We start from the raw sequence: 22,025 nt of genomic DNA on the forward strand, positions 1-22,025 counted from the left end.
GGATTATAACAGCATCCACCCGTTTTTGTAGTTGCATTACAATGCCGACCCTGCTGAAGCCTCGCGAAAACCGCTTCACGCACGTGGATTCTGTCCCCCAGCCACCATCGAGCGGAGCCTTTTTGAGCAAAATCATCCTCTTCAATAAGCCTTATGGCGTGTTGAGCCAATTTACTGATGGTGATGGCCGCCCCACCCTCGCCGAGTTTATCGACATCCCCGGCGTCTACCCCGCGGGCAGGCTCGACTTCGACTCCGAAGGGCTCCTCCTCCTCACCGACGACGGTCGCCTGCAACACCAGATCAGCCATCCCAGCCAGAAGCTGGCAAAGACCTATTGGGTGCAGGTAGAGGGGGAGATCCACGGGGAGGCGCTGGCAAAGTTGCGCGCCGGTGTTGACCTCAAGGATGGAAGAACCGCACCGGCCAAAGCTGGCACTCTTGCCGCTCCGAAGCTCTGGCCTCGACACCCACCTATCCGGGAGCGCAAGAATGTGCCCACTTCCTGGTTGCAGCTGAGCATTACAGAGGGGCGCAACCGCCAGGTTCGACGCATGACTGCGGCTGTGGGCCTCCCCACCCTGCGGCTGATCAGAGTCTCCATCGGTAACTGGCGTCTCGGTGAGCTCATGCCCGGCAGTTATTCAGTCACCGAGGTGCATTCCCCGCTGGCGCCCAGGAAGCCCGCCGGCGGCCGAAGGCGCTCGCGTCCCAGGTAGTCAACTCGCAACTTCGAACCTGGCGCCAATTTCGGGCCTGATAACGCTCGAATGAATGATCGGGCGGTTAGGCGGCCGGATAAGTTGGTGCCGGAGGCCAATCACGGGTAAAATTCGCCCCCATTTTTATAGTTGTGCCAATCCCGATTGACTCTCTTTATGTCAGCTACCAATTCCAACCCCAGTGAAAAGCGTGTCATCGTCGGTATGTCCGGCGGTGTCGACTCTTCCGTTGCCGCTCTGTTGCTGATCCAGCAGGGCTACCAGGTGGAAGGGCTGTTTATGAAGAACTGGGACGAGGACGACGGCACGGAATACTGCACCGCCAAGGCCGATCTTGCCGATGCGGAAGCGGTTTGCAAGCGGCTGGGGATCAAGCTGCATACCGCCAATTTCGCCGCCGAGTACTGGGATCATGTCTTCGAGTACTTTTTGGCGGAATATAAAGCCGGACGCACTCCGAACCCCGACATCCTCTGCAACCGGGAAATCAAATTCAAGGTCTTCCTCGAATATGCGGAGATGCTCGGTGCCGACCTGATTGCCACCGGGCATTATGCCCGGCGCAGGGATATGGACGGCCACACCTATTTATTGAAGGGGCTCGATAACAACAAGGATCAGAGCTACTTCCTGCATGCGGTGGGCGAGGCCGAATTCGCGCGCTCGCTTTTCCCTCTGGGTGAGCTGGAAAAGCCGGAAGTGCGCCGTATCGCCGGTGAAAACGGCTTTATCACCCACGACAAGAAAGACAGTACCGGGATCTGCTTTATCGGCGAACGCCGCTTCAAGGACTTCCTCGAGCAGTACCTGCCCGCCCAGCCTGGGGATATGGAAACCCCGGAAGGTGAAGTGATGGGGCGCCATGCCGGCTTGATGTACCACACCATCGGCCAGCGGCAGGGGCTTGGAATCGGCGGAGTCAAAGGTGCCGGCGATCAGCCCTGGTATGTGGTGGGCAAGGACCTGGCGCGCAACGTGCTGATAGTCGCCCAGGGCGCTCACCACCCCCTGCTCTACGCCACCGGACTGGAAGCGAGCCAGACCCACTGGATCAATGGGGCCGTACCCGGCGAGCGGTTCCGCGCCCGCGCCAAGACGCGCTACCGGCAAGCGGACCAGGACTGCGAAGTTCAGGTTGCTACCGATGGAAGCCTTACGGTGTCCTTCGATGATCCACAGCGGGCCATAACGCCAGGCCAGTCGCTGGTGCTCTACGATGGTGAAGTGTGCCTCGGTGGCGCAGTGATTGAGCGGGCCACTGGCGTCGGTGTTGAAGTTAACCGCTGAACGACAGCGGCAGCTCCGCAAACCGGAAACAGCCAAAACCGGCTAAACCCGAGCGAGAAGATAAGGAGACAGCTTGAGCAAGTGGCGGGAACAGGCATTAGCCCTCGCGGGCATATTCCAGGCAGCTGTGCTGGTTGAGCGCCTGGCCAAAACTGGAACGGCTCCGCAGGATGAGCTGGAGACCGCAATACACAGCCTCTTCCAGCTGAACCCTGCGCGAACAGAGGATGTGTTTGGCGGGGCCGAGAAAGTTTTGCCCGGATTGCGAGTCGCCCGGCAACTGTTGAAGACCCGCCGCCACCCGGAGTACGCCGACTGTCTGCGCTACGTACTCTCCATCATTTACCTGCAGCGGCAGCTGGGCAAGAGCGCCGATCTGCTTGCGATTATCGGTGCGCGGCTGGAAAAGGCCAGAGTACAGGCGGAGCACTTCTCCCCTACCCACGAGAATGTATTTTCCAACCTCGCCAGCATTTACAGCGATACGCTGAGCACCTTCCGTTTCCGCATTCAGGTGCTCGGTGACTTCAATTTTCTGCAGCAGCAGCGGATCGCGAACCAGATCCGCACCATGCTTTTCGCAGGAGTGCGTGCTGCGACCCTCTGGCGGCAACTGGGAGGCAGTCGGCTGCACCTGATCTTCCAGCGCAAGAAACTACTGGCCGCGACTGAGGCGCTCATCGCGGAACTAGAATCACCCAATATCTGATTTTCGGAGAATATCCATGACTGTCGAGCTATCCGCCCTCACCGCGGTTTCCCCAATTGATGGGCGTTATGAGAGCAAAACCGCACCGCTGCGTGAAATCTTCAGCGAGTACGGCCTGATCCGGGCCCGCGTCGAGGTGGAGGTGCGCTGGCTGCAAAAACTCTCCAAGCATCCTGAAATTACCGAGGTGCCCGCATTCGATGCCGGCGCCAGCCAGCTGCTGGACGATATCGTGGCAAAGTTCTCACTGGAGGATGCCCAGCGCATCAAGGATATCGAGCGCACCACCAACCACGATGTGAAGGCGGTGGAATATTTCCTCAAGGAAAAAGTCAGCGGCAATGCACAGCTGGCCGCAGTCAGTGAGTTTATCCACTTCGCCTGCACCTCCGAGGATATCAACAACCTGTCACACGCCCTGATGCTGCGCTCCGGCCGCGACCAGGTGTTGTTGCCGGCGATGAATCAGATCATCAGCGAAATCGCCGAACTGGCAAAAAGTTTCGCGGACGTGCCGATGCTGTCCCGCACCCACGGCCAGACCGCCAGCCCCACCACCGTGGGCAAAGAGCTGGCCAACGTGGTGGCGCGTCTGCGCCGGCAGGTAAAGCAGATTCACGAGGTTGAGCTGCTGGGTAAAATCAATGGTGCGGTCGGCAACTACAACGCGCATCTTTCCGCCTACCCGGAGGTCGACTGGGCTGCCAATGCCGAAGCCTTCGTTACCTCCCTGGGCCTGAGCTGGAACCCCTACACTACCCAGATAGAACCGCACGATTACATTGCCGAACTGTTCGATGCCATCGCCCGCTTCAATACCATCCTGATCGATTTCGACCGGGATATCTGGGGCTACATTTCTCTCGGCTACTTCAAGCAGAAAGTCATTGCCGGTGAAGTAGGCTCCTCAACCATGCCCCACAAGGTCAACCCCATCGACTTCGAGAACTCCGAAGGCAACCTGGGCCTGGCCAATGCGGTATTCCAGCACCTGGCCGCTAAACTGCCGGTTTCCCGCTGGCAGCGCGACCTTACCGACTCCACCGTGCTGCGTAACATGGGGGTCGGCGCCGGCTATTCCGTAATCGCTTACGCGGCCACGCTGAAGGGCCTGAGCAAACTTGAGATTAACCGCGCCCGCCTAAGCGAAGACCTGGACAACGCCTGGGAAGTACTGGCGGAACCGATTCAGACGGTAATGCGCCGCTATAACATCGAGGAGCCTTACGAAAAGCTGAAGGCCCTCACCCGCGGACAGGGTATCAACCAGGAAACCCTGAAAACATTTATCGATGGCCTGGAAATCCCGGAGGCGGCGAAGAAAGCGCTTCACGCCCTGACGCCCGCCTCCTACATTGGCAATGCCGTGGAGCAGGCCCAGAACATCTGAGTGGCGCCCGAGTGCGCAGGGCGGCGGCCGCAAGGCCCCGCCTTCTTTCCCACCCTCTCCCTCTGCGTCTGTTAGGGTTGCTGCCAATCTTTTTTGGCCTGAAGAGCCTAAGCCTACGGCCATCTGCTTCGGTCTACGCTGTTATTGGCTGGCTGCCTTGACCTGATACGGGCCCCAAATCCTTTTCACCCTTTTTCTCAACGCTGTGAGCACCGTCAACCACATGAACAGACCTCTCACTCACCTCGGGGAAATGCCGATCGAGCAATTTCTCAAGGAGTACTGGCAACAGAAGCCACTGCTGATCCGTAACGCCTTTCCCGATTTCGTCGCGCCGATTTCCGGTGAGGAACTGGCGGGAATGGCACTGGAGGAAGCTGTGGAATCCCGACTGGTGCTGGAGCACGGAGACGAGGGGCCCTGGGAGCTGCGCCAGGGGCCCTTTACTGAAGAGGAGTTTCTCGCCCTGCCCGCCAGCCACTGGACACTGCTGGTGCAGGCTGTCGATCAGTGGGTGGGTGAGATCGCCGACCTGAAGCGTTACTTCCGCTTCCTGCCGGAGTGGCGCCTGGATGACGTGATGATCAGTTACGCAGCCGATCAGGGCAGCGTCGGGCCGCATTTCGATCACTACGACGTATTCCTGCTGCAGGCCGAGGGCAAGCGCCTCTGGCAGCAGGGGCCCAAAGCCAATGACGACAGCCCCCGCCTGGAGGGAACCCGGCTGAATATCCTGCGTGAGTTTGAAGCGGAAAACAGCTGGCTGCTGGAGCCGGGCGACATGCTCTATCTGCCACCCCAGTACAGTCACTGGGGTGTCGCCGATGGGGCCTGCACCACTATTTCCGTGGGTTTCCGGGCGCCGTCCGCCAGGCATATCCTCGAAGACCTGGCCTCGGAACTGGCCGCAAACCTTCCCGAGCATACCCGTTACACCGATGCCGGCCTGTCGCCGGTGGCCAACCCGGACGAAATAGACCCGGAAGCCGTCAACCGCCTGCGGGAACAGCTGCGCACATGGATCGACCAGCCGCAGCACATAGCCCAGTGGCTGGGCGCGGTAATGACCGAAGCCAAGTATCCGGAAACCGTTGAGCTGGATGCGGGCGAGGCATCCGATTGGCGTGAGCAGTTGGATCAGGGCGCGACGCTGGTTCTCAATCCGGCCTCCCGCTGTGCGTTCACCAGCGACCCGGGCACCTTGTTTGTCGACGGTGAGGCACTGCCTGTCAATACCGGCTTCGCCATGGACTTCTGCGCCGAGCGCTGCCTGACGCTGGAGGATGTGGAAGCCTACCCGGAAATCGCCGCCGAAAACGGGCTTATCGATACGCTGGTCAGCCAGGGCACACTGATCTATCCACCCGAGGACTTCTGAGAGAATTTTTGACAGAGTATGTTAGAAAGTTTTTGAGGGTTTTTTGAGGGACCTGTTGAATGGAGCCCGTAGACATTGCCATCGCAGACTGGGAGCGGGAGCGGACTTCAATCCGCCGGGTGCGCGAGGCCGTATTCATCCGTGAACAGAAGGTTGACCCCGCCATCGAGTGGGATGATCAGGAAACCAGTGCGACGCATTTTCTTGTGAGACTGCAGGGAGAGCCGGTTGCCACCGGGCGGCTGACCCGCAGCGGCAAGATTGGTCGCATGGCGGTCCTGAGTCCTTATCGCGGCCGGGGAATCGGCAAAAAACTGCTGGAAACCCTCTGCGCACATGCCCGCTCAATAGGCCTTCGGCAGGTGTACCTGCACGCACAGTGTCACGCCCGCGATTTTTACGTCAGGTGCGGATTTCAGGTTGTCGGCGATGAATTTGAGGAGGCGGGGATCCCGCACATCAAGATGGAGCGTCGATTTGATGGAAATTGACCACGAGATCAATGAGAGTGGTGAGCCGGCTAGCGGATTGCGCCTGCCTCTGGAGCAATTGGACGGGTTTGAAAAAGCACTGCTCGATCTGTTCGCAAATGCCAGGCGGGAAGTGTGTATCTTCTCCCATCAGCTGGACAGGGATCTCTATCACCGGCAAGCCGTTGTGGAGGCGGTGTCTCAGTTTGCCAGGCGCAGCCGCAATACCCGCGTGCGCATCTTGATCCGTGACAGCGAACCGATGCTGCGGCAGCACCACCGTCTGCTGCCGCTGATTCAGCGCCTGGCCTCCCATATAGAGCTCAAAAAATTGCAGCCAACGCCGCACACACCCAGCAATGAATTCGTCATCGGTGACGATCGATTGTCGCTGCTGCGGGAAGACCGGGAGCAGTGGCTCGGCTTCTATCATGTCGATGATCGCGTGCGAGTCAGGCAGTTGCGGGACGCCTTCGAGGAGGACTGGCCCCTCGCGGTGCGGGATGCCAGCCTGCGCCGGCTGGTGGTCTGACCCCCGCCCCCAGCCTTTTGCGCTAGAGCAGCGGAGGCCCGGGCCTCTCGCTTTCAAGTGCCTCAGGCCCGGATGCCTTGCCGCTAGATCGCTTGTCCCCGGATCGCTTGTCCCCGGGTCGCTTGTCCCCGGGTCGCTTGTCCTCAGGTGCTTGTCACCGGGCCCCCTGCTCCCAGGGAGCTGACTCCTAACCGGCTTGCCTGGCCTTGAACTCGCGGCGGCGGCGGTGGAGCACCGGCTCGGTGTAACCATTCGGCTGTGCCGCGCCCTCGAACACCAGTTCGCAGGCGGCCTGGAACGCGATACTGCTGTCAAAGTCCGGCGCCATCGGCCGATACGCCGCATCGCCCGCGTTTTGCCGGTCAACCACCGCTGCCATGCGCTGCAGGGTTTCCATCACCTGCTCTCGAGTGACGATGCCCTGCTGCAGCCAGTTGGCAATATGCTGCGAGGAGATACGCAGGGTGGCGCGATCTTCCATCAGCCCGACATCATTGATATCCGGCACCTTGGAGCAACCCACGCCCTGCTCCACCCAGCGCACCACATAGCCGAGGATTCCCTGAGCATTGTTGTCCAGTTCCCACTGGATTTCCTCGGCGGTCCACTGCGGCTTCTCGGCCACCGGCACCGTCAGAATGTCATCGAGTTTTGCCGGTTCGCGGCCCGCCAACTGGTCCTGCCGCTCGGCTACATTCACTTTATGGTAATGCAGCGCGTGCAGGGTGGCGGCCGTGGGTGATGGCACCCAGGCGGTATTGGCGCCCGCCATGGGGTGACCGATCTTGGCCTCCATCATTTCCGCCATGCGGTCGGGCATCGGCCACATGCCTTTGCCAATCTGGGCGCGCCCCTTGAGTCCCGCCGCCAGGCCTACATCCACATTCCAGTTTTCATAGGCGCTGATCCAGGCGGATTGTTTCATTTCACCCTTACGAATCATCGGGCCCGCCAGCATGGAGGTGTGAATCTCATCGCCGGTGCGATCCAGGAAGCCGGTATTGATAAACACCACCCGCGCTTTGGCCGCCTCGATACAGCCTTTCAGGTTCACGGTGGTACGGCGTTCCTCATCCATGATGCCCATTTTCAGGGTGTTGCGGTCCATGCCCAGGGCATCTTCGATGCGATCGAACAGTGTATTGGCGAAGGCCACTTCCTCTGGCCCGTGCATCTTTGGCTTGACGATATACACGCTGCCGGCGCGGGAATTGCGGATGTCGCCACTGGCGCGCAGGTCATGCAGCGCGATAAGACTGGTGATCATGCCGTCGAGAATCCCCTCCGGGACCTCATTGCCCTGCGCATCCAGAACCGCCTCATTGGTCATCAGGTGACCGACGTTGCGCACGAACATCAGACTGCGCCCCGGCAAGGTCAGCGGCTCGCCCTCCCGGTCGATATAGGTGCGGTCTGCATTGAGCGTGCGGATCACGGTTTTACCGCCCTTCTCCAGCGACTCCTGCAGGTCACCCTTCATCAGGCCGAGCCAGTTGCGGTACACCAGCACCTTGTCCTCGGCGTCCACCGCTGCAACCGAATCCTCGCAGTCCATGATGGTGGTCAGTGCCGCTTCCATCAGAATGTCTTTGACTCCGGCGCCATCGGTTTTGCCAATCGGGCTCTCACGATCAATCTGAACCTCAAAGCGCAGGCCGTTGTTCTGCAGGAGGATGGCTTCCGGGTTGCAGTTGTCGCCACGAAAACCGAGGAACTGGCCGCGGCTCTTGAGGGTGGCGATCTTGCCGTTGTTCAGCTGCACTTCCACCAGCTGACCGTTGACCCGGTACTCCTCCGCATCCACATGGCTGCCCTGGGTAAGTGGAGCAGCCTCGTCCAGGAACTGACGGGCGAAGGCAATCACCTTGGCGCCGCGGGCGGGGTTGTAGCCGGAACCCTTCTCCGCACCGCCCTCCTCGCTGATGACGTCGGTGCCATACAGCGCATCATAAAGGCTGCCCCAGCGGGCATTGGCGGCATTGAGGGCGTAACGGGCATTCATAACCGGCACCACCAATTGTGGTCCGGCCATAGTGGCGATCTCCTCGTCGACGTTTTGCGTTTCCACGGTGAAATCTTCCGGCGCGTCCAGCAGGTAGCCAATTTCTTTCAGAAATGACTTGTAGCGGTCGAGGTCGCGGTAGGCCCCCGGGTTCTGCCGGTGCCACTCATCGATGCGGGCCTGGATCTGGTCGCGCTTTTCCAGCAGCTGGCGGTTGATGGGTGCCAGATCGGAGACAATGCTTTCAAATTCGCTCCAGAAGCGCTCTTCGCTAACACCGGTCCCCGGAATGATTTCCTTGTTGACCAGTTCCTGCAGAACTTTGGCCACCTGCAGTTTTCCGATTTGGACTCGCTCCGTCATATCCAAGCCTCTTGCTGAATAGGTTGTTAAATCTTGTTGCGGGATTTTAAACGGTCGCCGGATCATAACACCAATCTATAGGCGCTATTTCCAGCATTCACAGAAAATATACTGGTGCAGCCTGAAAATATGGCGATACACTCCAGAATATCCCCGCGCATTGCCGCTCTCTATATGCCCAAGCTCTGTTCCCAATGAGTGTTGAGCTCGCGGCTCACGGCAAAGCGTTCCCTGAAGCCGTGGCAGTCAAGGTTCACGCATTAAAGTTGGCGCCCGATATCCAGGATCAGCCGGCGCAGCCAGCGGTGCGGCGCGCTCTGCTGCAGCAGCGGGCTCCAGGCCATCTTAAGTTCCAGTGGCGGAATCTCCAGGGGCGGGTCACGGCGCACGATGCGGGCGTTACCCTCGGCCAGCTGTGCCAGGCGGGTGGGCACTGTGACAATCAAGTCGCTCTGCTCTGCCAGCAGCATGGCCACCTGATAGTGGCGTGTGAAAACGGAGATATCGCGCTTCTCCCCCAGGCGCCCGATGGCCTCATCCACCCAGCCGAGCCGCTGCACATCCTCCGGGTTTACCCCGACACCGACCCCCATGCCGGTCTTGCTGACCCAGATATGCTGGGCGCGCAGATAGCTGGCCAGGCTGTAGTCTGTGAGGATGGGGTTGTCCGCCCGCATCACGCAGGAAAAGCTGTCCCGCCACACGGTGGCCTGGTGAAAGCTTTGCGGCATGCTGTCAAAGCGGTTGATGACCATATCCACCTTTCCCTGTTCTACATCAACAAAGCTCACATCGCTTGGTGTCATGATGTCGAGACTGATACCGGGAGCCTGCTCCCGCAACTGCTTCAGCAGCGGAGGAATCAGGGTGGACTCGGCGTAGTCGCTGGCCATGATGCGAAAGGTTCGCCGCGTATCTGCTGGCTTGAAATCCCGATTGGGCTGGATCACGCGATCAATAGAGGCCAGGGCCTCGCGCACCATCGGCTGTAACTCCAGCGCGCGCTCAGTGGGCATCATGCCCTCGCGGGTGCGCACCAGCAGTGGATCGTCAAACAGTTCGCGCAAGCGCTTCAGGCCGTTACTCATGGCGGGCTGTGACAGCCCCAGATAGTTTGCGGCCCGGGTCACGTTGCGCTCCCGCAGAAGCACATCGAGGTAGACCAGCAGGTTCAGATCGGCTCTTTCTAGGTTCATTTGTTATTCATCTGACTGATAGCGGAAATAATGGCAATAAATTAGCCAAATTATGCCATCCACATTAGGATTCTCAACACATAAATGCAGTAACCTTTTCGAGGAAACCAGTCATGTCAACCTACGCCCAGGAAATCGAAAAAGCAGCGGAGCTCTGCAAGGCCAACGGCAGCTCATGGAACGCCATCAACCCTGAGTCTGTTGCGCGCATGCGCCTGCAGAACAAGTTCAAGAACGGTCTGGATATCGCCAAGTACACCGCCGATATTATGCGCAAGGACATGGCGGCCTACGATCAGGACAGCAGCAAGTACACCCAGTCCCTGGGTTGCTGGCACGGTTTTATCGGCCAGCAGAAGATGATCTCCATCAAAAAGCATTTCGAGGGTAAAACCGATCGCCGCTACCTGTACCTGTCCGGCTGGATGGTTGCCGCCCTGCGCAGCGAGTTCGGTCCCCTGCCCGATCAGTCCATGCACGAAAAAACCGCGGTTTCCGGCCTGATTGAAGAGCTGTACACCTTCCTGCGCCAGGCGGATGCCCGCGAGCTGGGTGGCCTGTTCCGCGAGCTGGATGCCGCCCGCGAAGCTGGCGACAAGGCCGCTGAAGCCGCCGTGATCGACAAAATCGACAACCATGTCACCCATATCGTGCCGATCATCGCCGATATTGATGCCGGTTTCGGCAACGCGGAAGCGACTTACCTGCTGGCCAAAAAAATGATCGAAGCCGGTGCCTGCTGTATCCAGATCGAAAACCAGGTTTCCGACGAGAAGCAGTGTGGCCACCAGGACGGTAAAGTAACCGTTCCCCATGAAGACTTCCTGGCCAAGATTCGCGCGGTGCGCTATGCCTTCCTCGAGCTGGGAGTTGATAACGGCGTGATCGTTGCGCGTACCGACTCCCTCGGCGCCGGCCTGACCAAGCAGATCGCCGTCACCAAAGAGCCGGGCGACCTGGGCGACCAGTACAACTCCTTCCTGGATTGCGAGGAAGTGGCCCCGGGCGATCTCGCCAACGGCGATGTCATCATCAATCGCGATGGCAAGCTGCTGCGTCCCAAGCGCCTGGCTTCCAACCTGTTCCAGTTCCGCAAGGGTACCGGTGAAGCGCGCTGCGTACTCGACAGCGTCACCTCCCTGCAGAATGGCGCCGACCTGATCTGGATTGAAACCGAGAAGCCGCACGTTGGCCAGATCGGCGGAATGATGAACGAAATCCGCAAGCAGGTTCCCGACGCCAAGCTGGTGTACAACAACAGCCCGTCCTTCAACTGGACCCTGAACTTCCGCCAGCAGGTATTCGATGCCTGGAAGGAAGAAGGCAAGGATGTTTCCGCATACGACCGCGACAACCTGATGAGTGCCGAGTACGACGATTCCGAGCTGTCCAAGGCTGCGGATGACAAGATCCGTACCTTCCAGATGGACGCGGCCCGCGATGCGGGAATCTTCCACCACCTCATCACCCTGCCGACCTACCACACCGCGGCCCTGTCTACCGACAACCTGGCCAAGGAGTACTTCGGCGATAAGGGCATGCTCGGCTACGTTGAGGGCGTACAGCGCAAGGAAATCCGTCAGGGGATTGCCTGCGTCAAGCACCAGAACATGGCTGGCTCCGACATGGGCGATGACCACAAGGAATACTTTGCCGGTGAGGCCGCACTGAAAGCCGCGGGCAAAGACAACACCATGAACCAGTTCGGCTGATCCACTGTCTCATCAGCCGCTGAGAGGATAAGGCGAAGCACAATCCGCCTTATCCGGTGGTCGAAGCAAGCCAGCACCAGGGGCTGCCTCGACCACCTCAGACAATTCACTTCACGCTTTCAGGCCGCACCGCGGCCTTTTTTTCGCGCTCTAGTCCCCGTTTCTCTCCCCTCTCCCTGCGACCCTCTCCCTGCGACCCTCTCCCTGCGACCCTCTCCCTGCGACCCTCTCCCTGCGCCCATATCAAAAGCGTATATCAACGGCCCAGAGCAACTTCCCATTCGCATCCACTGCAATCGTGTTAAAGCGTCTAGCCTTATGACATGGGTCTGTTAAACAGCGGTAACCATGAGCCATAGCAGTCAAGTTCTGATTATCAACACCGGCAGCTCCTCGTTGAAATTTGCCATCGTCGATCCGCTAAGCGGCAAAGAGCAGCTGAGCGGAATCGGCGAGGCACTCGGCAGCGCCTCACCGCGGATGGAGTGGGTACACGACGGGGTTGAGCAGGATTGCCGCCTGGATGCCGGTGCTTCGCACCACAGCGTGATCGAGATACTGGTGGAGCAGATTCTTGGCGAGCTACCGGTACTGAGCGAGGAGCTGATTGCCGTAGGACATCGCGTGGTACACGGAGGGGAATACTTTTCCAGCTCCGTGCTGATAGATCAGCAGGTCATCAACACAATCGACCAATGCGCCTCTCTCGCCCCATTGCATAACCCACCGGCACTGAAAGGCATTCGGGCGGCCATGGATGAATTCCCACAACTGCCACAGGTCGCCGTATTCGATACCGCATTTCACCAGAGCCTGCCGGAGCACGCCTATCTCTATGCATTGCCCTATTCGCTCTACCGCGACCAGCGCATTCGTCGCTATGGCATGCACGGCACCAGTCATCAGTTTGTCAGCGAGCGCGCCGCACTGTTGCTGGGGCGCCCTCTGGCTGAGACCAACACCATCACCGCGCATCTGGGCAATGGGGCATCGATCACAGCGGTGCAAGGCGGAGCCAGTGTGGATACCAGTATGGGGATGACCCCGCTCGAGGGGCTGGTGATGGGGACGCGCTGCGGAGACCTGGACCCGGGCGTATTGATTCACCTTGCCGAGAGCCTCAATCACTCAACTGACAAGCTCAAGAATTTATTAAACCGGGAAAGCGGCCTGCTGGGGATATCCGAACTCAGTAACGACTGCCGGGAACTGGAACAGGCGGCGGCGCAAGGCCATCACGGCGCAAAGCTGGCGCTGGAAATCTTCTGTTACCGCCTGGCCAAGTATATCGCCGCCTACACCCTGCCCCTTCGGCATGTACACGCGCTGGTGTTTACCGGCGGCATCGGCGAAAACTCCAGCTGGATACGCGAGCGGACCATGCACTGGCTCGGCGCCCTGTCCTATGAGCTCGACCGTGAGCAAAACGAAGCAACGCGCTTCGGGGCCGAGGGGCCTATCAGCCGCTCTGGAACCCCAGTGGCGCTGGTGGTTCCCACCAATGAGGAATGGATCATCGCCCGGGATGCCGCGGCCATTGTTACCGGAGGACTTCGCTGATGTCCCGCACCATTATGCTGGTTCCACTCAGTGCACAGGTCGGCATCACCTCTGTGAGCCTGGGTATTATTCGGGCCCTGGAACGCAACGGGGTGAGCGTGACATTTTTCAAGCCCGTGACTGAGCCCGCCATTACCGATGGCGGCAGCGAGCGATCTACCGAGATGCTCCGCAATGCTTCCGACCTGGATATTCTCGACAGCTTCAGCCCCGAGTATGCCGACTCGATGATTTCCAGCGGCAAGTTTTCGGAGCTGCTGGAGGAAATCCTGGCGCGGTATCGAGAAGGGTCAAAAACCGCCGACGTGGTACTCATCGAGGGAGTGCTGCCGGCAACCGACAGCCAGTTCGTCAACCAGTTGAACCATCAGGTTGCCAAGACACTGGATGCGGAAGTGGTGTTCGTCGTCTGCCCAAACCGCGATTCAACCCAGCAACTGCGCGAACGCCTGGAGTTTGCCAAGGCGGTCTTTGGTGGCGACAAGTCCTCGCAGATCGTTGGTTGCATCATCAACAAAGTCGGTGCGCCAGCGGAGATGCCCGATGCGCCGGGTGCGGATATCAACGGGGTCTTCGCCCATGCCTCGCGACGCAACAGCCAGCTGGATATTCTGTCACTCTATGGCAGAAGTCCGCTGCGTATTGTGGGCTGTATTCCCTGGAATGCGGATTTACTGTCCCCCCGCGCGGTCGACCTGGCCCGGCACTTCAATGCAGAGATCATCAGCGAGGGAGAGCTGGAGAGTCGCCGGCTGCACAGCATCACCTTCTGCTCCCGCTCTCTGGGCAATATGGTCTACCGTTTCGAGCCTGGCGCCATGCTGGTCACCTCGGGAGACCGCTCCGATGTGATTGTCGCCGCCTGCCTGGCGGCGATGAACGGCGTCAAGATTGGCTGCCTGCTGCTGACCGGTGGTTACAGCCTGCAGCCGATGGTACGCAAGCTCTGTACTCCGGCGCTGGAAACCGGCCTGCCGGTGATTCTGGTGCAGAGCAATACCTGGCAGACAGCCATGCGCCTGCAAACTTTCAATACCAGAACCCCCACCGACGATCGCGAACGTATCGAGCGGGTGCAGGACTTTATCGCCGGGCATCTGGACCATCAGTGGGTGCAATCCCTCAGTGTCGCTTCAGCGCGACCGAAACGTCTCTCGCCACCGGCATTCCGTTACCAGCTCACCGAACTGGCCCGACAGGCCAACAAGCGCATCGTCCTGCCGGAAGGCGACGAACCGCGCACTATTCGCGCGGCGATGATCTGCGCCGAAAGAGGCATCGCCCGGCCGGTGTTGCTGGGAGACCCGCAGGACATACGCCGGGTCGCGGAGCAGCAGGGTGTACACCTGACCGATAAAGTCGAAATTATCGAGCCGAAAGATGTGCGGGAAAGCTACGTGCAACCAATGGTGACGCTGCGCCAGAAAAAGGGGCTGACCGAGGTGGTTGCCCGGGAGCAGCTGCAGGACAATGTGGTACTCGGCACCATGATGCTTGCCGAGGGGGAAGTCGATGGACTGGTTTCCGGCGCGGTACACACCACCGCCAACACCATCCGCCCCGCCCTGCAGCTTATCCGCACGGCACCGGGAAGCCCGCTGGTTTCCTCGGTGTTTTTCATGCTTCTTCCCGATCAGGTGCTGGTCTATGGGGATTGCGCCATCAATCCCGATCCCAACGCAGAGGAGCTCGCGGCCATTGCCATTCAGTCTGCGGATTCCGCACAGGCCTTCGGCATAGAGCCGCGGGTGGCAATGATCAGTTATTCCACCGGCAGTTCCGGTTCGGGCTCGGACGTGGAGAAAGTGCGGGAAGCCACGCGCATCGCCAAGGAAAAGAGGCCCGACCTGGTCATTGATGGGCCGTTACAGTATGACGCCGCGATCATGGAAACCGTGGCCGAGGCCAAGGCGCCGGGCAGCCCGGTTGCCGGCCGCGCAACCGTGTTCATCTTCCCCGACCTCAACACCGGCAATACCACCTACAAGGCGGTGCAGCGCAGCGCCGAACTGGTCAGCATCGGCCCCATGCTGCAGGGGCTGAGTAAACCGGTGAATGACCTCTCCCGCGGCGCGCTGGTGGACGATATCGTCTACACCATCGCCCTCACGGCGATTCAGGCTTCGCACTAAACGGGTTTCACACAGCCCCGGCTATTGCGCTTTCCGATTTGACTGAGTTTTCTGAGCCTCGCTGGTCTCAATCATTTCGATCTGCGCGGCGCCAATTCATTTGCCGGGGCAACTCCCGCGAAGGGGGCGAAGGGGCCTGCGCAGGTCTACGAATTTCCTTACGGCGCCGGCCACGGCATAGCTTTCGAGGCGATGCTCGAAGGTGTCGGTACCCTCAAAGCCCATTCTTTGCAGGCAGCGATGGACATAGGCCGCACGCTCCGAGCGATCCCGGTAGGCAGCTCGCCCCGCCAGAATCAACGGCAACATCTTCCACCACTTGCGGCTGTGGCCCTTGAGCCGCTTCAGGGCTATGGCCAGCATGGCCTCCTCATCGGTGAAATCGCTGCCCAGCGGATAGTAAGGCAGCAGGGATAGGCGCTGCCGGTCACTGAACACGGCATGGATGCGAGTTGGGGTATTGCGGGTAAACTCCGGCGGAATCGTGTAATCCGGTTCGATTTTTCCGGCGGCCTTGGCTTTAGCCAGCAGCGCTTCCTGAAAACGGGAGTCGCAGATGGCCAGCATCGCCACCATCACATTGCGGTCGGTCTTGCCGCGCAGATCCGCTGCACCGTATTCGGTGACGACAATATCCCGCAGGTGTCTGGGAATCGTCGTGTGGGGGAATTCCCAGACGATATTACTCTGGACCTCACCGCCGCTGATGCGGGTGCTGGGCACGGCAATGATGGAGCGGCCGTCTTTTAGTTCATGGGCCTGGGCGACAAAGTTATATTGCCCACCGACGCCACTGACCACCTGCCCCTGCCCAAGGCCATCCGAAACCACGGCACCGCCAAGGGTGACCATCATTCCGGAGTTCACAAAACGGGCCTCCTGACGTTGGGCGACTTTCAGCTCCCGCTCTTCCTGCAGGTCATTGATGTAATCGATCGCCGTCATATTGATGCCCGCAAGCTCTGCCGCTGGCATCTCGCGCAATTCCTGGTACATAAACGCGGGGCCGAGATAAAACCCCCCGTGCAGCCAGATTCCGCCATCGAGAGGCTGGTTGGCGCAGGCACCCAAAAGCCGCCGGCGCCCGCTCTCGCTGTTCAGGTCACAGTCTTCCTGTTCACCTTCAGGGCTCAGCAGGCGGTGACCGCGCCATGAATAGCTGGGGTCAATGATGCCGAACTTCTGTAAAAACTCGGTATCCTCACGGGTCAGGGGGCTGCTGATTCTGCCGCAGCGCGCAAGGGCAAGGAGGGTGTCCCCCGTGACCTTCGTGGTGATTTCCCCCTGGTTGATCAGCTTTTGCAGCGCCGCGTCCGCATAGACCTCACGCCGCAAAATATCGAGGTGCCGCAGGTGTAAAAATCCCGGCGGAACCATTTCGCTGGCCCCGTAAAGTCCACGCTCGAAGCGTCCCTCTTCCAGCGGAAGCCGTTCGCGGAACTGCAACGAGTCATCTGCGGTGAGATCCCGCAGCATTTCCCGGTAGTCTGGATTGTGGCTATGCCGCAACCCGAGCACATGGCAGATGGCATCACTCAATGCGCCGATGCCCACCTGCAAGGTACCGCCATCCCTGATCAGGCTGGCGATATGAAATGCCTGGGCGTATTCAGTTAAACCGATTGGCGGAGAGGGTGCGGCAAACAATGCCGTATCGAAATCTTTTCCCTCCAGCAGAAAGTCGAACTGCTCCCGCGCCAGTTCCGAATCTCCCGGCATATATGGCATTTGCGGGTTGCTCTCACCGACCAGAAAAACCCGCTGATCGCACTGCTCGCGGGCCAGCTTCAGCAGCGGCAAGGTGAGGTCGGGATTACTGCTCAGGCTGAAGCGCTGGCCGTCTTTAGCGGGAGACACCACCTGCGCGATCACATTGACTCCACGATCCATCAGGTCGCGGGGCACATGAGTGTAATTCGAGCTCACATAATCCCGCTGCACCACCGGGTTATTCAGGTACGCGCCGGTGAGCAGGAAAAACTCGCAAATCTCGATATTGTCCGGCAGACAGTGATTGCGCCGGGCTGCCGTATAGGCAAGGTCGATGTAGTCGGGGTAAAGCCGGTCCAGCAGGGGCTGGATAAAGCGGCGCTCGATAGCGCTGTGCCCTCGCGGCAGTTCCAGAGTCAGCGCAGTGAAAATCGTCAGAGATATCGAAGGGTCCTGCTCTGCCCTGGCGTAAAGAGCATTGGCAAAATGGTTCGCCTTGCCAATGCCCAGCGGCAGGCCGAGAACGATATTTTTGCCGACCTCCGCGATCACCGCATCTGCACAGGCTTCCGCACTGTCAAAACGCTGGGGTTGCGCACTCTCGCCATTTCCCATCGCTGCTTGCCTCAGTCAGTTTCACTTGCCCTTGCCCGCACACTTGCTGCCAAGGTCATCGAAGTGGTCTACCTGAATTGCCATGTAAACCGCATCGGCCACATCGCGCAGTTCATCCGCCTCTTCATCACTGATGAGCTTGCGCTCGAGCCCCTCCTTGATGGTGTCGTGGCTCAACAGGCGAATACCGCCCTTTTTGAGCTTATCCCGCGCAGCCTCACTGGCGCATACCTTGCGAAAAGCCTGCTCGACCAGGTCGACCCCATCACCGGGATTGCCCAGAAATACCCCCTTGGTGAGACGGTCGCGACTCTCGGAGGGCTTCATCAGCAGTTCCGCGCACTCCCTGGCCTGGCGGTCTGATGCGGTGTGTACACTGTGTCCCCAAGGCATGGTGAGGAAGTGCATCAGGTGACCGAGAAAACGCCGCGGGAAGTTCTGGTAAACCTCCAGCAGGCTGGTCTCTACCTTGTGCAGGCCCGCCCGCATGGCAAAATCCAGCAGCGGACGATCCCCCTCCGGGGCGCCATCATCCTTGAAGCGTTTGAGGGTACAGCTCAACAGGTATAACTGGCTGAGAACGTCGCCGAGGCGTGCGGAGATCAGCTCCTTGCGCTTCAGCTCGCCGCCAAGGGACATCAGTGATATTTCCGTCGCCAGGGTCAGCACGGCGGAGTAGCGGTTGAGCTGCCGATAGTACTTGGCGGCGTGGCCGCCCCCCTTGGGGCTGCTGGCGAAAATACCCACGGTCCAGCCATGGAACACACCCCGCAGGAGCGTTTTAATCTGAAACAGCAGGTGCTTGGGCAGCAGCTTGTCCAGCGCTTCTACGCCGGCTTCGGCGTCGGGGTTTTCCGCCGCCATCATTTCATCGAGAAGATACGGGTGGCAGCGAATAGCCCCCTGACCGAAAATCATCAGGCTGCGGGTGAGAATATTCGCCCCCTCCACGGTAATGGCAACCGGCACGGCCCGGTAGACGTTACCCAGGTAATTCAGGGGCCCGTCCATGATTGCCTTGCCGGCATGGATATCCATCGCATCGTTAATGGCGTCCCTGAGGCCATAGGTGGCGTGGGCCTTCATGATCGCCGAAACCACCGCTGGCTTGTGCCCTTTATCCAGGGCGCGAGTCGTCGTCTTGTGGGCGCTGTCGAGCACATAGGCAATGCCGGCGATCTCTGCCAGCCGTCGCTGCACCCCCTCGAAGCGGCCAATCGGGATACTGAATTGCTCGCGAATTCGGGCATAGGCTCCGGTCATCCGTGCCGCCATCTTGGCGCCACCGGTGGAGAGTGAAGGCAGGGAAATCCCCCGCCCCGCCGCCAGTGCGCTCATCAGCATATGCCAGCCACGACCGACATTTTCCTGCCCGCCGATAATCCACTCCATTGGAATAAACACATCCTTACCCCAGTTGGGGCCATTCTGGAATGCCTGCATGGCCGGCAGGTGGCGCTGGCCGATGGTTACCCCTGCGGTGTCGGTGGGCACCAGGGCAACGGTGAACCCGAGTTCCTCCCGCTCACCGAGCAGGTGGTCCGGGTCGTAGAGTTTGAAAGCCAGACCGAGAATCGTCGCCACCGGGCCGAGGGTGATGTAGCGCTTGTGCCAGTTGACCCGCATACCCAGTGTCTTCTCGCCTTTATAGTCGCCATAACAGACGACTCCGGTATCGGTCATGGAAGCGGCGTCTGAACCGGCTTCGACACCGGTCAGGCCAAAGCAGGGAATCTCACGTCCATCGGCCAGGCGCGGCAGATAGTGTTTCTTCTGCTCATCGGTGCCATGGGCCATCAGCAGCTCGCCCGGGCCAAGCGAATTGGGGACCATGACTGTCACGGCAACACTGGTGCTGCGAGTCGAGATTTTAGTGACGATATCCGCATGGGCGGTGGGGGAAAAACCGAGGCCGCCATACTCCTTGGGGATGATGATGCCGAAGAAGCGCTCCTGCTTCAGGAATGCCCACACCTCGTCGGGTATACAGCGATCTTCAAAGCTGATCTGCCAGTCATCGATCATCTGGCAGAGCTTTTCCACCGGACCGCCGATAAAAGCCTGCTCCTCATCGGTCAGCTGAGGCGGCCCCATATTGAGCAGTTGGTCCCAGTCGGGCTTGCCTGAGAGTAGCTGGGCATCCCACCAGACCTCACCGGCCTCCATGGCTTCCCGTTCAGTCTCGGAAATGGGCGGTAAAACCTTTTTGATCAGATTTAGAAGCGGACCGGTCAGCCATCTTTTGCGCAGATCACTCATATGCAAGGCCCCCGCGTTGCGTGTGTATGTTGCGCGATTTGTGCCGCCTGGGAAGTGACGGGCAATGAATACCAGGCTCAAAATCGTCACAGAGTAGAGATCGTATTCAGCTCAAATAATAGGCGACAGAGGTGGGCAATGGTCGTCGGCCCGGTCACGGAGTGGAGGATTGGCGGGGCAGCCTCCCCACCAACAGTACTGAGGTTCGGGGCGGTACATCGCTGGCGGCTGACAGCGGCCGGAGGCGTATAAACCCATCGTCGCTGCAGACTGCGGGTAGCGCTCAGGAATAGTGCCTTAGGTTGCTCAGGGGGCGCCCGCCCGGCGTGGACAGCCATACCTGGGAGTGGCAAAACCCGGGAGACAGGGCGTGAAGAGAGGGCCTGAAGACAAGACATGCGGAACGCAGCGGGGAGACTAAAAATAAACAAACCACCACCCGGTGGTTCGTAACCGCTTTTAGGTAAGGGGGCGCCCCCATGATCGGAGGCGGCATTTTAGATTAGTGATTCGCGGGCAACGATGACCCCGTTGTTGTCCGCATAGACGAACTCACCGGGCGTAAAAGTCACGCCGCCGAAGTGCACGGCAATATCGCGCTCGCCAATGCCTTTCTTCTCGGTCTTCATCGGGTGCGCTCCCAGCGCCTGCACACCGATATCCAGTTGGCCGATCTCGTCAACATCCCGAATACAGCCGTACATCAGGATTCCCTCCCAGCCATTTTTACAGGCCTTTTCTGCCAGCATATCCCCGAGGCAGGCTCGACGCATGGAGCCTCCGGCATCCACCACCAGCACCCTGCCCTGTCCGGGTTCCGCCACCAGCTCGCGGACCAAGGAGTTATCCTCGAAGCACTTGATGGTGACAATCTGGCCCCCGAAACTCTCCCTGCCACCAAAATTAATCATCATGGGTTCGAGAACCCGAACCTTGTCACCATGGGCATCACATATATCCGGAGTGCTGATCATCTCTGCTGCCTTTTATCTGCTACTGGTATTGTTCTTGCGTCTTAATTTGTTCTTGTCCGGTTGAAACCATCAAAAACAAATATTTCAACCGGCTGTTGCTTTCATAAGCAGGTGGGCCTAAACCGCAACGAGGTAAATATTCGGCCTAATACGCCAATTTTATACGTGCCAATATGCCCAAATATAGCCAAGCTGATTCTAGCGTTGTAATACTGGCTGGCAAGAAATGGCCGGTATTCACCACTTTGATAATCCTGCCGCTAAGGCGTTAAGCGCTAACGGAAGGTCAAGCCAGCGAGAGGCGCTATTGATAAAGCGTCAGCGACGGTAAAGGGGGGTTGTCCTGAGCAGCTGAACTTTGGCCGTTAAACCCATCCGGTTTGATCATTCAGCCCAGCCATTACCAGCTCATCTTTAGCAGCTCATCTTTACCAGCTGACCTTTACCGGTGTGCCAACGCGGGCATAACGGTAAAATTTTTCAGCCATATGTGGTGGCATGCGAACGCAGCCGTGGGAAGCCGGGTAGTCCGGCACATGCCCGGACGCGTGCAACCCTATGCCGCCGTTGAAGCGGATATAGTGATTCATCTTGGCGCCACGATAATAGGTGCCAGGGGGGCGCCGATCCCTGCGAGTGTTCACATCGGCCTTCACCACGCGCCCGGTCTGCCTGTCGACAAAGCTACCGTAGATGCTGGAGCGATGGTTTGGGTGTTTCGACAGCACCCGAAAGTGTCCCGGTCTGGTGCTATAACCCGGCTTTCCGGAAGAAACCTTAGAAACACCGACCAGTCTTCCGCCCTTGTAAAAGTATGCGCGCTGCTCACTGAGATTGATGTGAATCGAAGTCGCTCCGGAAGTGTTGGCAGCGGCATTCTCATCAAACCAGTTAACGCCCCGGGTGTTGGCCTCGGCGCGTTCGGAGGCGAGCAAAGCGAGCAGACAGAACATCAAAACCGTCAAATACCACTGCTGAAAACTCAATCTGATCGCTTGCATGGTCTACCTCACT

Annotated in this window: 16 protein-coding genes; 10 read left to right on the forward strand and 6 right to left on the reverse strand. The window is 59.2% G+C overall.

Annotated elements, in window-relative coordinates; translation table 11 throughout:
• Positions 1-122: 122 nt before the first annotated feature.
• The 7 genes from ABEA58_RS00720 (at position 123) to ABEA58_RS00750 (ending at position 6,488) form a co-directional block, all read left to right on the forward strand.
• Positions 123-719, forward strand: a complete 597-nt coding sequence (locus ABEA58_RS00720) for an rRNA large subunit pseudouridine synthase E (RefSeq protein WP_345547867.1) — start codon at positions 123-125, stop codon at positions 717-719.
• Positions 720-878: 159 nt separating this feature from the next.
• Positions 879-2,009, forward strand: coding sequence for a tRNA 2-thiouridine(34) synthase MnmA (mnmA, locus tag ABEA58_RS00725; protein WP_345547869.1), 1,131 nt, complete (start codon positions 879-881; stop codon positions 2,007-2,009).
• 73 nt (positions 2,010-2,082) lie between these two features.
• Positions 2,083-2,718: a high frequency lysogenization protein HflD gene (gene hflD / locus ABEA58_RS00730; protein WP_345547871.1), complete on the forward strand. Its 636-nt coding sequence runs from the start codon at positions 2,083-2,085 to the stop codon at positions 2,716-2,718.
• A 16-nt stretch (positions 2,719-2,734) separates the two neighbouring features.
• Complete coding sequence (purB, locus tag ABEA58_RS00735; protein WP_345547873.1) at positions 2,735-4,108, forward strand: adenylosuccinate lyase; 1,374 nt, start codon at positions 2,735-2,737, stop codon at positions 4,106-4,108.
• A 223-nt stretch (positions 4,109-4,331) separates the two neighbouring features.
• Positions 4,332-5,486, forward strand: coding sequence for a JmjC domain-containing protein (locus tag ABEA58_RS00740; protein ID WP_345547875.1), 1,155 nt, complete (start codon positions 4,332-4,334; stop codon positions 5,484-5,486).
• 59 nt (positions 5,487-5,545) lie between these two features.
• Positions 5,546-5,977 (forward strand): GNAT family N-acetyltransferase, encoded by a 432-nt coding sequence (locus ABEA58_RS00745; RefSeq protein WP_345547877.1) that lies wholly within the window; start codon positions 5,546-5,548, stop codon positions 5,975-5,977.
• On the forward strand, positions 5,967-6,488 hold the full coding sequence (locus tag ABEA58_RS00750) for a DUF7931 domain-containing protein (protein ID WP_486348256.1): 522 nt from the start codon (positions 5,967-5,969) through the stop codon (positions 6,486-6,488). The genes ABEA58_RS00745 and ABEA58_RS00750 overlap by 11 nt, the downstream gene beginning before the upstream one ends.
• 187 nt (positions 6,489-6,675) lie before the next feature.
• Here the strand turns inward: ABEA58_RS00750 and ABEA58_RS00755 are convergent, their stop codons facing one another.
• Positions 6,676-8,853, reverse strand: a complete 2,178-nt coding sequence (locus ABEA58_RS00755; RefSeq protein WP_345547881.1) for a malate synthase G — start codon at positions 8,851-8,853, stop codon at positions 6,676-6,678.
• 260 nt (positions 8,854-9,113) lie between these two features.
• Positions 9,114-10,049 carry a LysR family transcriptional regulator gene (locus ABEA58_RS00760; RefSeq protein WP_345547883.1) on the reverse strand — a complete coding sequence of 312 codons (936 nt, stop codon included), beginning with the start codon at positions 10,047-10,049 and terminating at the stop codon, positions 9,114-9,116.
• Between the two features lie 113 nt (positions 10,050-10,162).
• Between ABEA58_RS00760 and ABEA58_RS00765 the strand changes: the two genes are divergently transcribed.
• The 3 genes from ABEA58_RS00765 (at position 10,163) to pta (ending at position 15,453) form a co-directional block, all read left to right on the forward strand.
• On the forward strand, positions 10,163-11,761 hold the full coding sequence (locus ABEA58_RS00765; protein WP_345547885.1) for an isocitrate lyase: 1,599 nt from the start codon (positions 10,163-10,165) through the stop codon (positions 11,759-11,761).
• A gap of 348 nt (positions 11,762-12,109) precedes the next feature.
• On the forward strand, positions 12,110-13,321 hold the full coding sequence (locus tag ABEA58_RS00770) for an acetate kinase (protein ID WP_345547887.1): 1,212 nt from the start codon (positions 12,110-12,112) through the stop codon (positions 13,319-13,321).
• Positions 13,321-15,453, forward strand: coding sequence for a phosphate acetyltransferase (pta, locus tag ABEA58_RS00775; protein ID WP_345547888.1), 2,133 nt, complete (start codon positions 13,321-13,323; stop codon positions 15,451-15,453). Before ABEA58_RS00770 ends, pta begins: the two co-directional genes overlap by 1 nt.
• A 96-nt stretch (positions 15,454-15,549) precedes the next feature.
• On the opposite strand, the gene ABEA58_RS00780 is transcribed toward pta, so the two are convergent.
• From ABEA58_RS00780 to ABEA58_RS00795, 4 genes are all read right to left on the reverse strand, one after another.
• The gene (locus tag ABEA58_RS00780) at positions 15,550-17,778 is read right to left on the reverse strand and encodes an acetyl-CoA hydrolase/transferase C-terminal domain-containing protein (protein ID WP_345547889.1); all 2,229 of its coding nucleotides are present in this window, start codon (positions 17,776-17,778) and stop codon (positions 15,550-15,552) included.
• A gap of 21 nt (positions 17,779-17,799) precedes the next feature.
• The gene (locus tag ABEA58_RS00785; RefSeq protein WP_345547891.1) at positions 17,800-20,037 is read right to left on the reverse strand and encodes an acyl-CoA dehydrogenase; all 2,238 of its coding nucleotides are present in this window, start codon (positions 20,035-20,037) and stop codon (positions 17,800-17,802) included.
• Positions 20,038-20,534: 497 nt separating this feature from the next.
• On the reverse strand, positions 20,535-21,011 hold the full coding sequence (rraA, locus tag ABEA58_RS00790; RefSeq protein WP_345547893.1) for a ribonuclease E activity regulator RraA: 477 nt from the start codon (positions 21,009-21,011) through the stop codon (positions 20,535-20,537).
• 428 nt (positions 21,012-21,439) lie between these two features.
• Positions 21,440-22,012 (reverse strand): L,D-transpeptidase, encoded by a 573-nt coding sequence (locus ABEA58_RS00795; protein ID WP_345547895.1) that lies wholly within the window; start codon positions 22,010-22,012, stop codon positions 21,440-21,442.
• Positions 22,013-22,025 lie beyond the last annotated feature (13 nt).

The sequence above is a fragment of the Microbulbifer aestuariivivens genome (genome assembly GCF_039545115.1).
In the GTDB taxonomy this organism is placed as follows: Bacteria; Pseudomonadota; Gammaproteobacteria; order Pseudomonadales; family Cellvibrionaceae; genus Microbulbifer; species Microbulbifer aestuariivivens.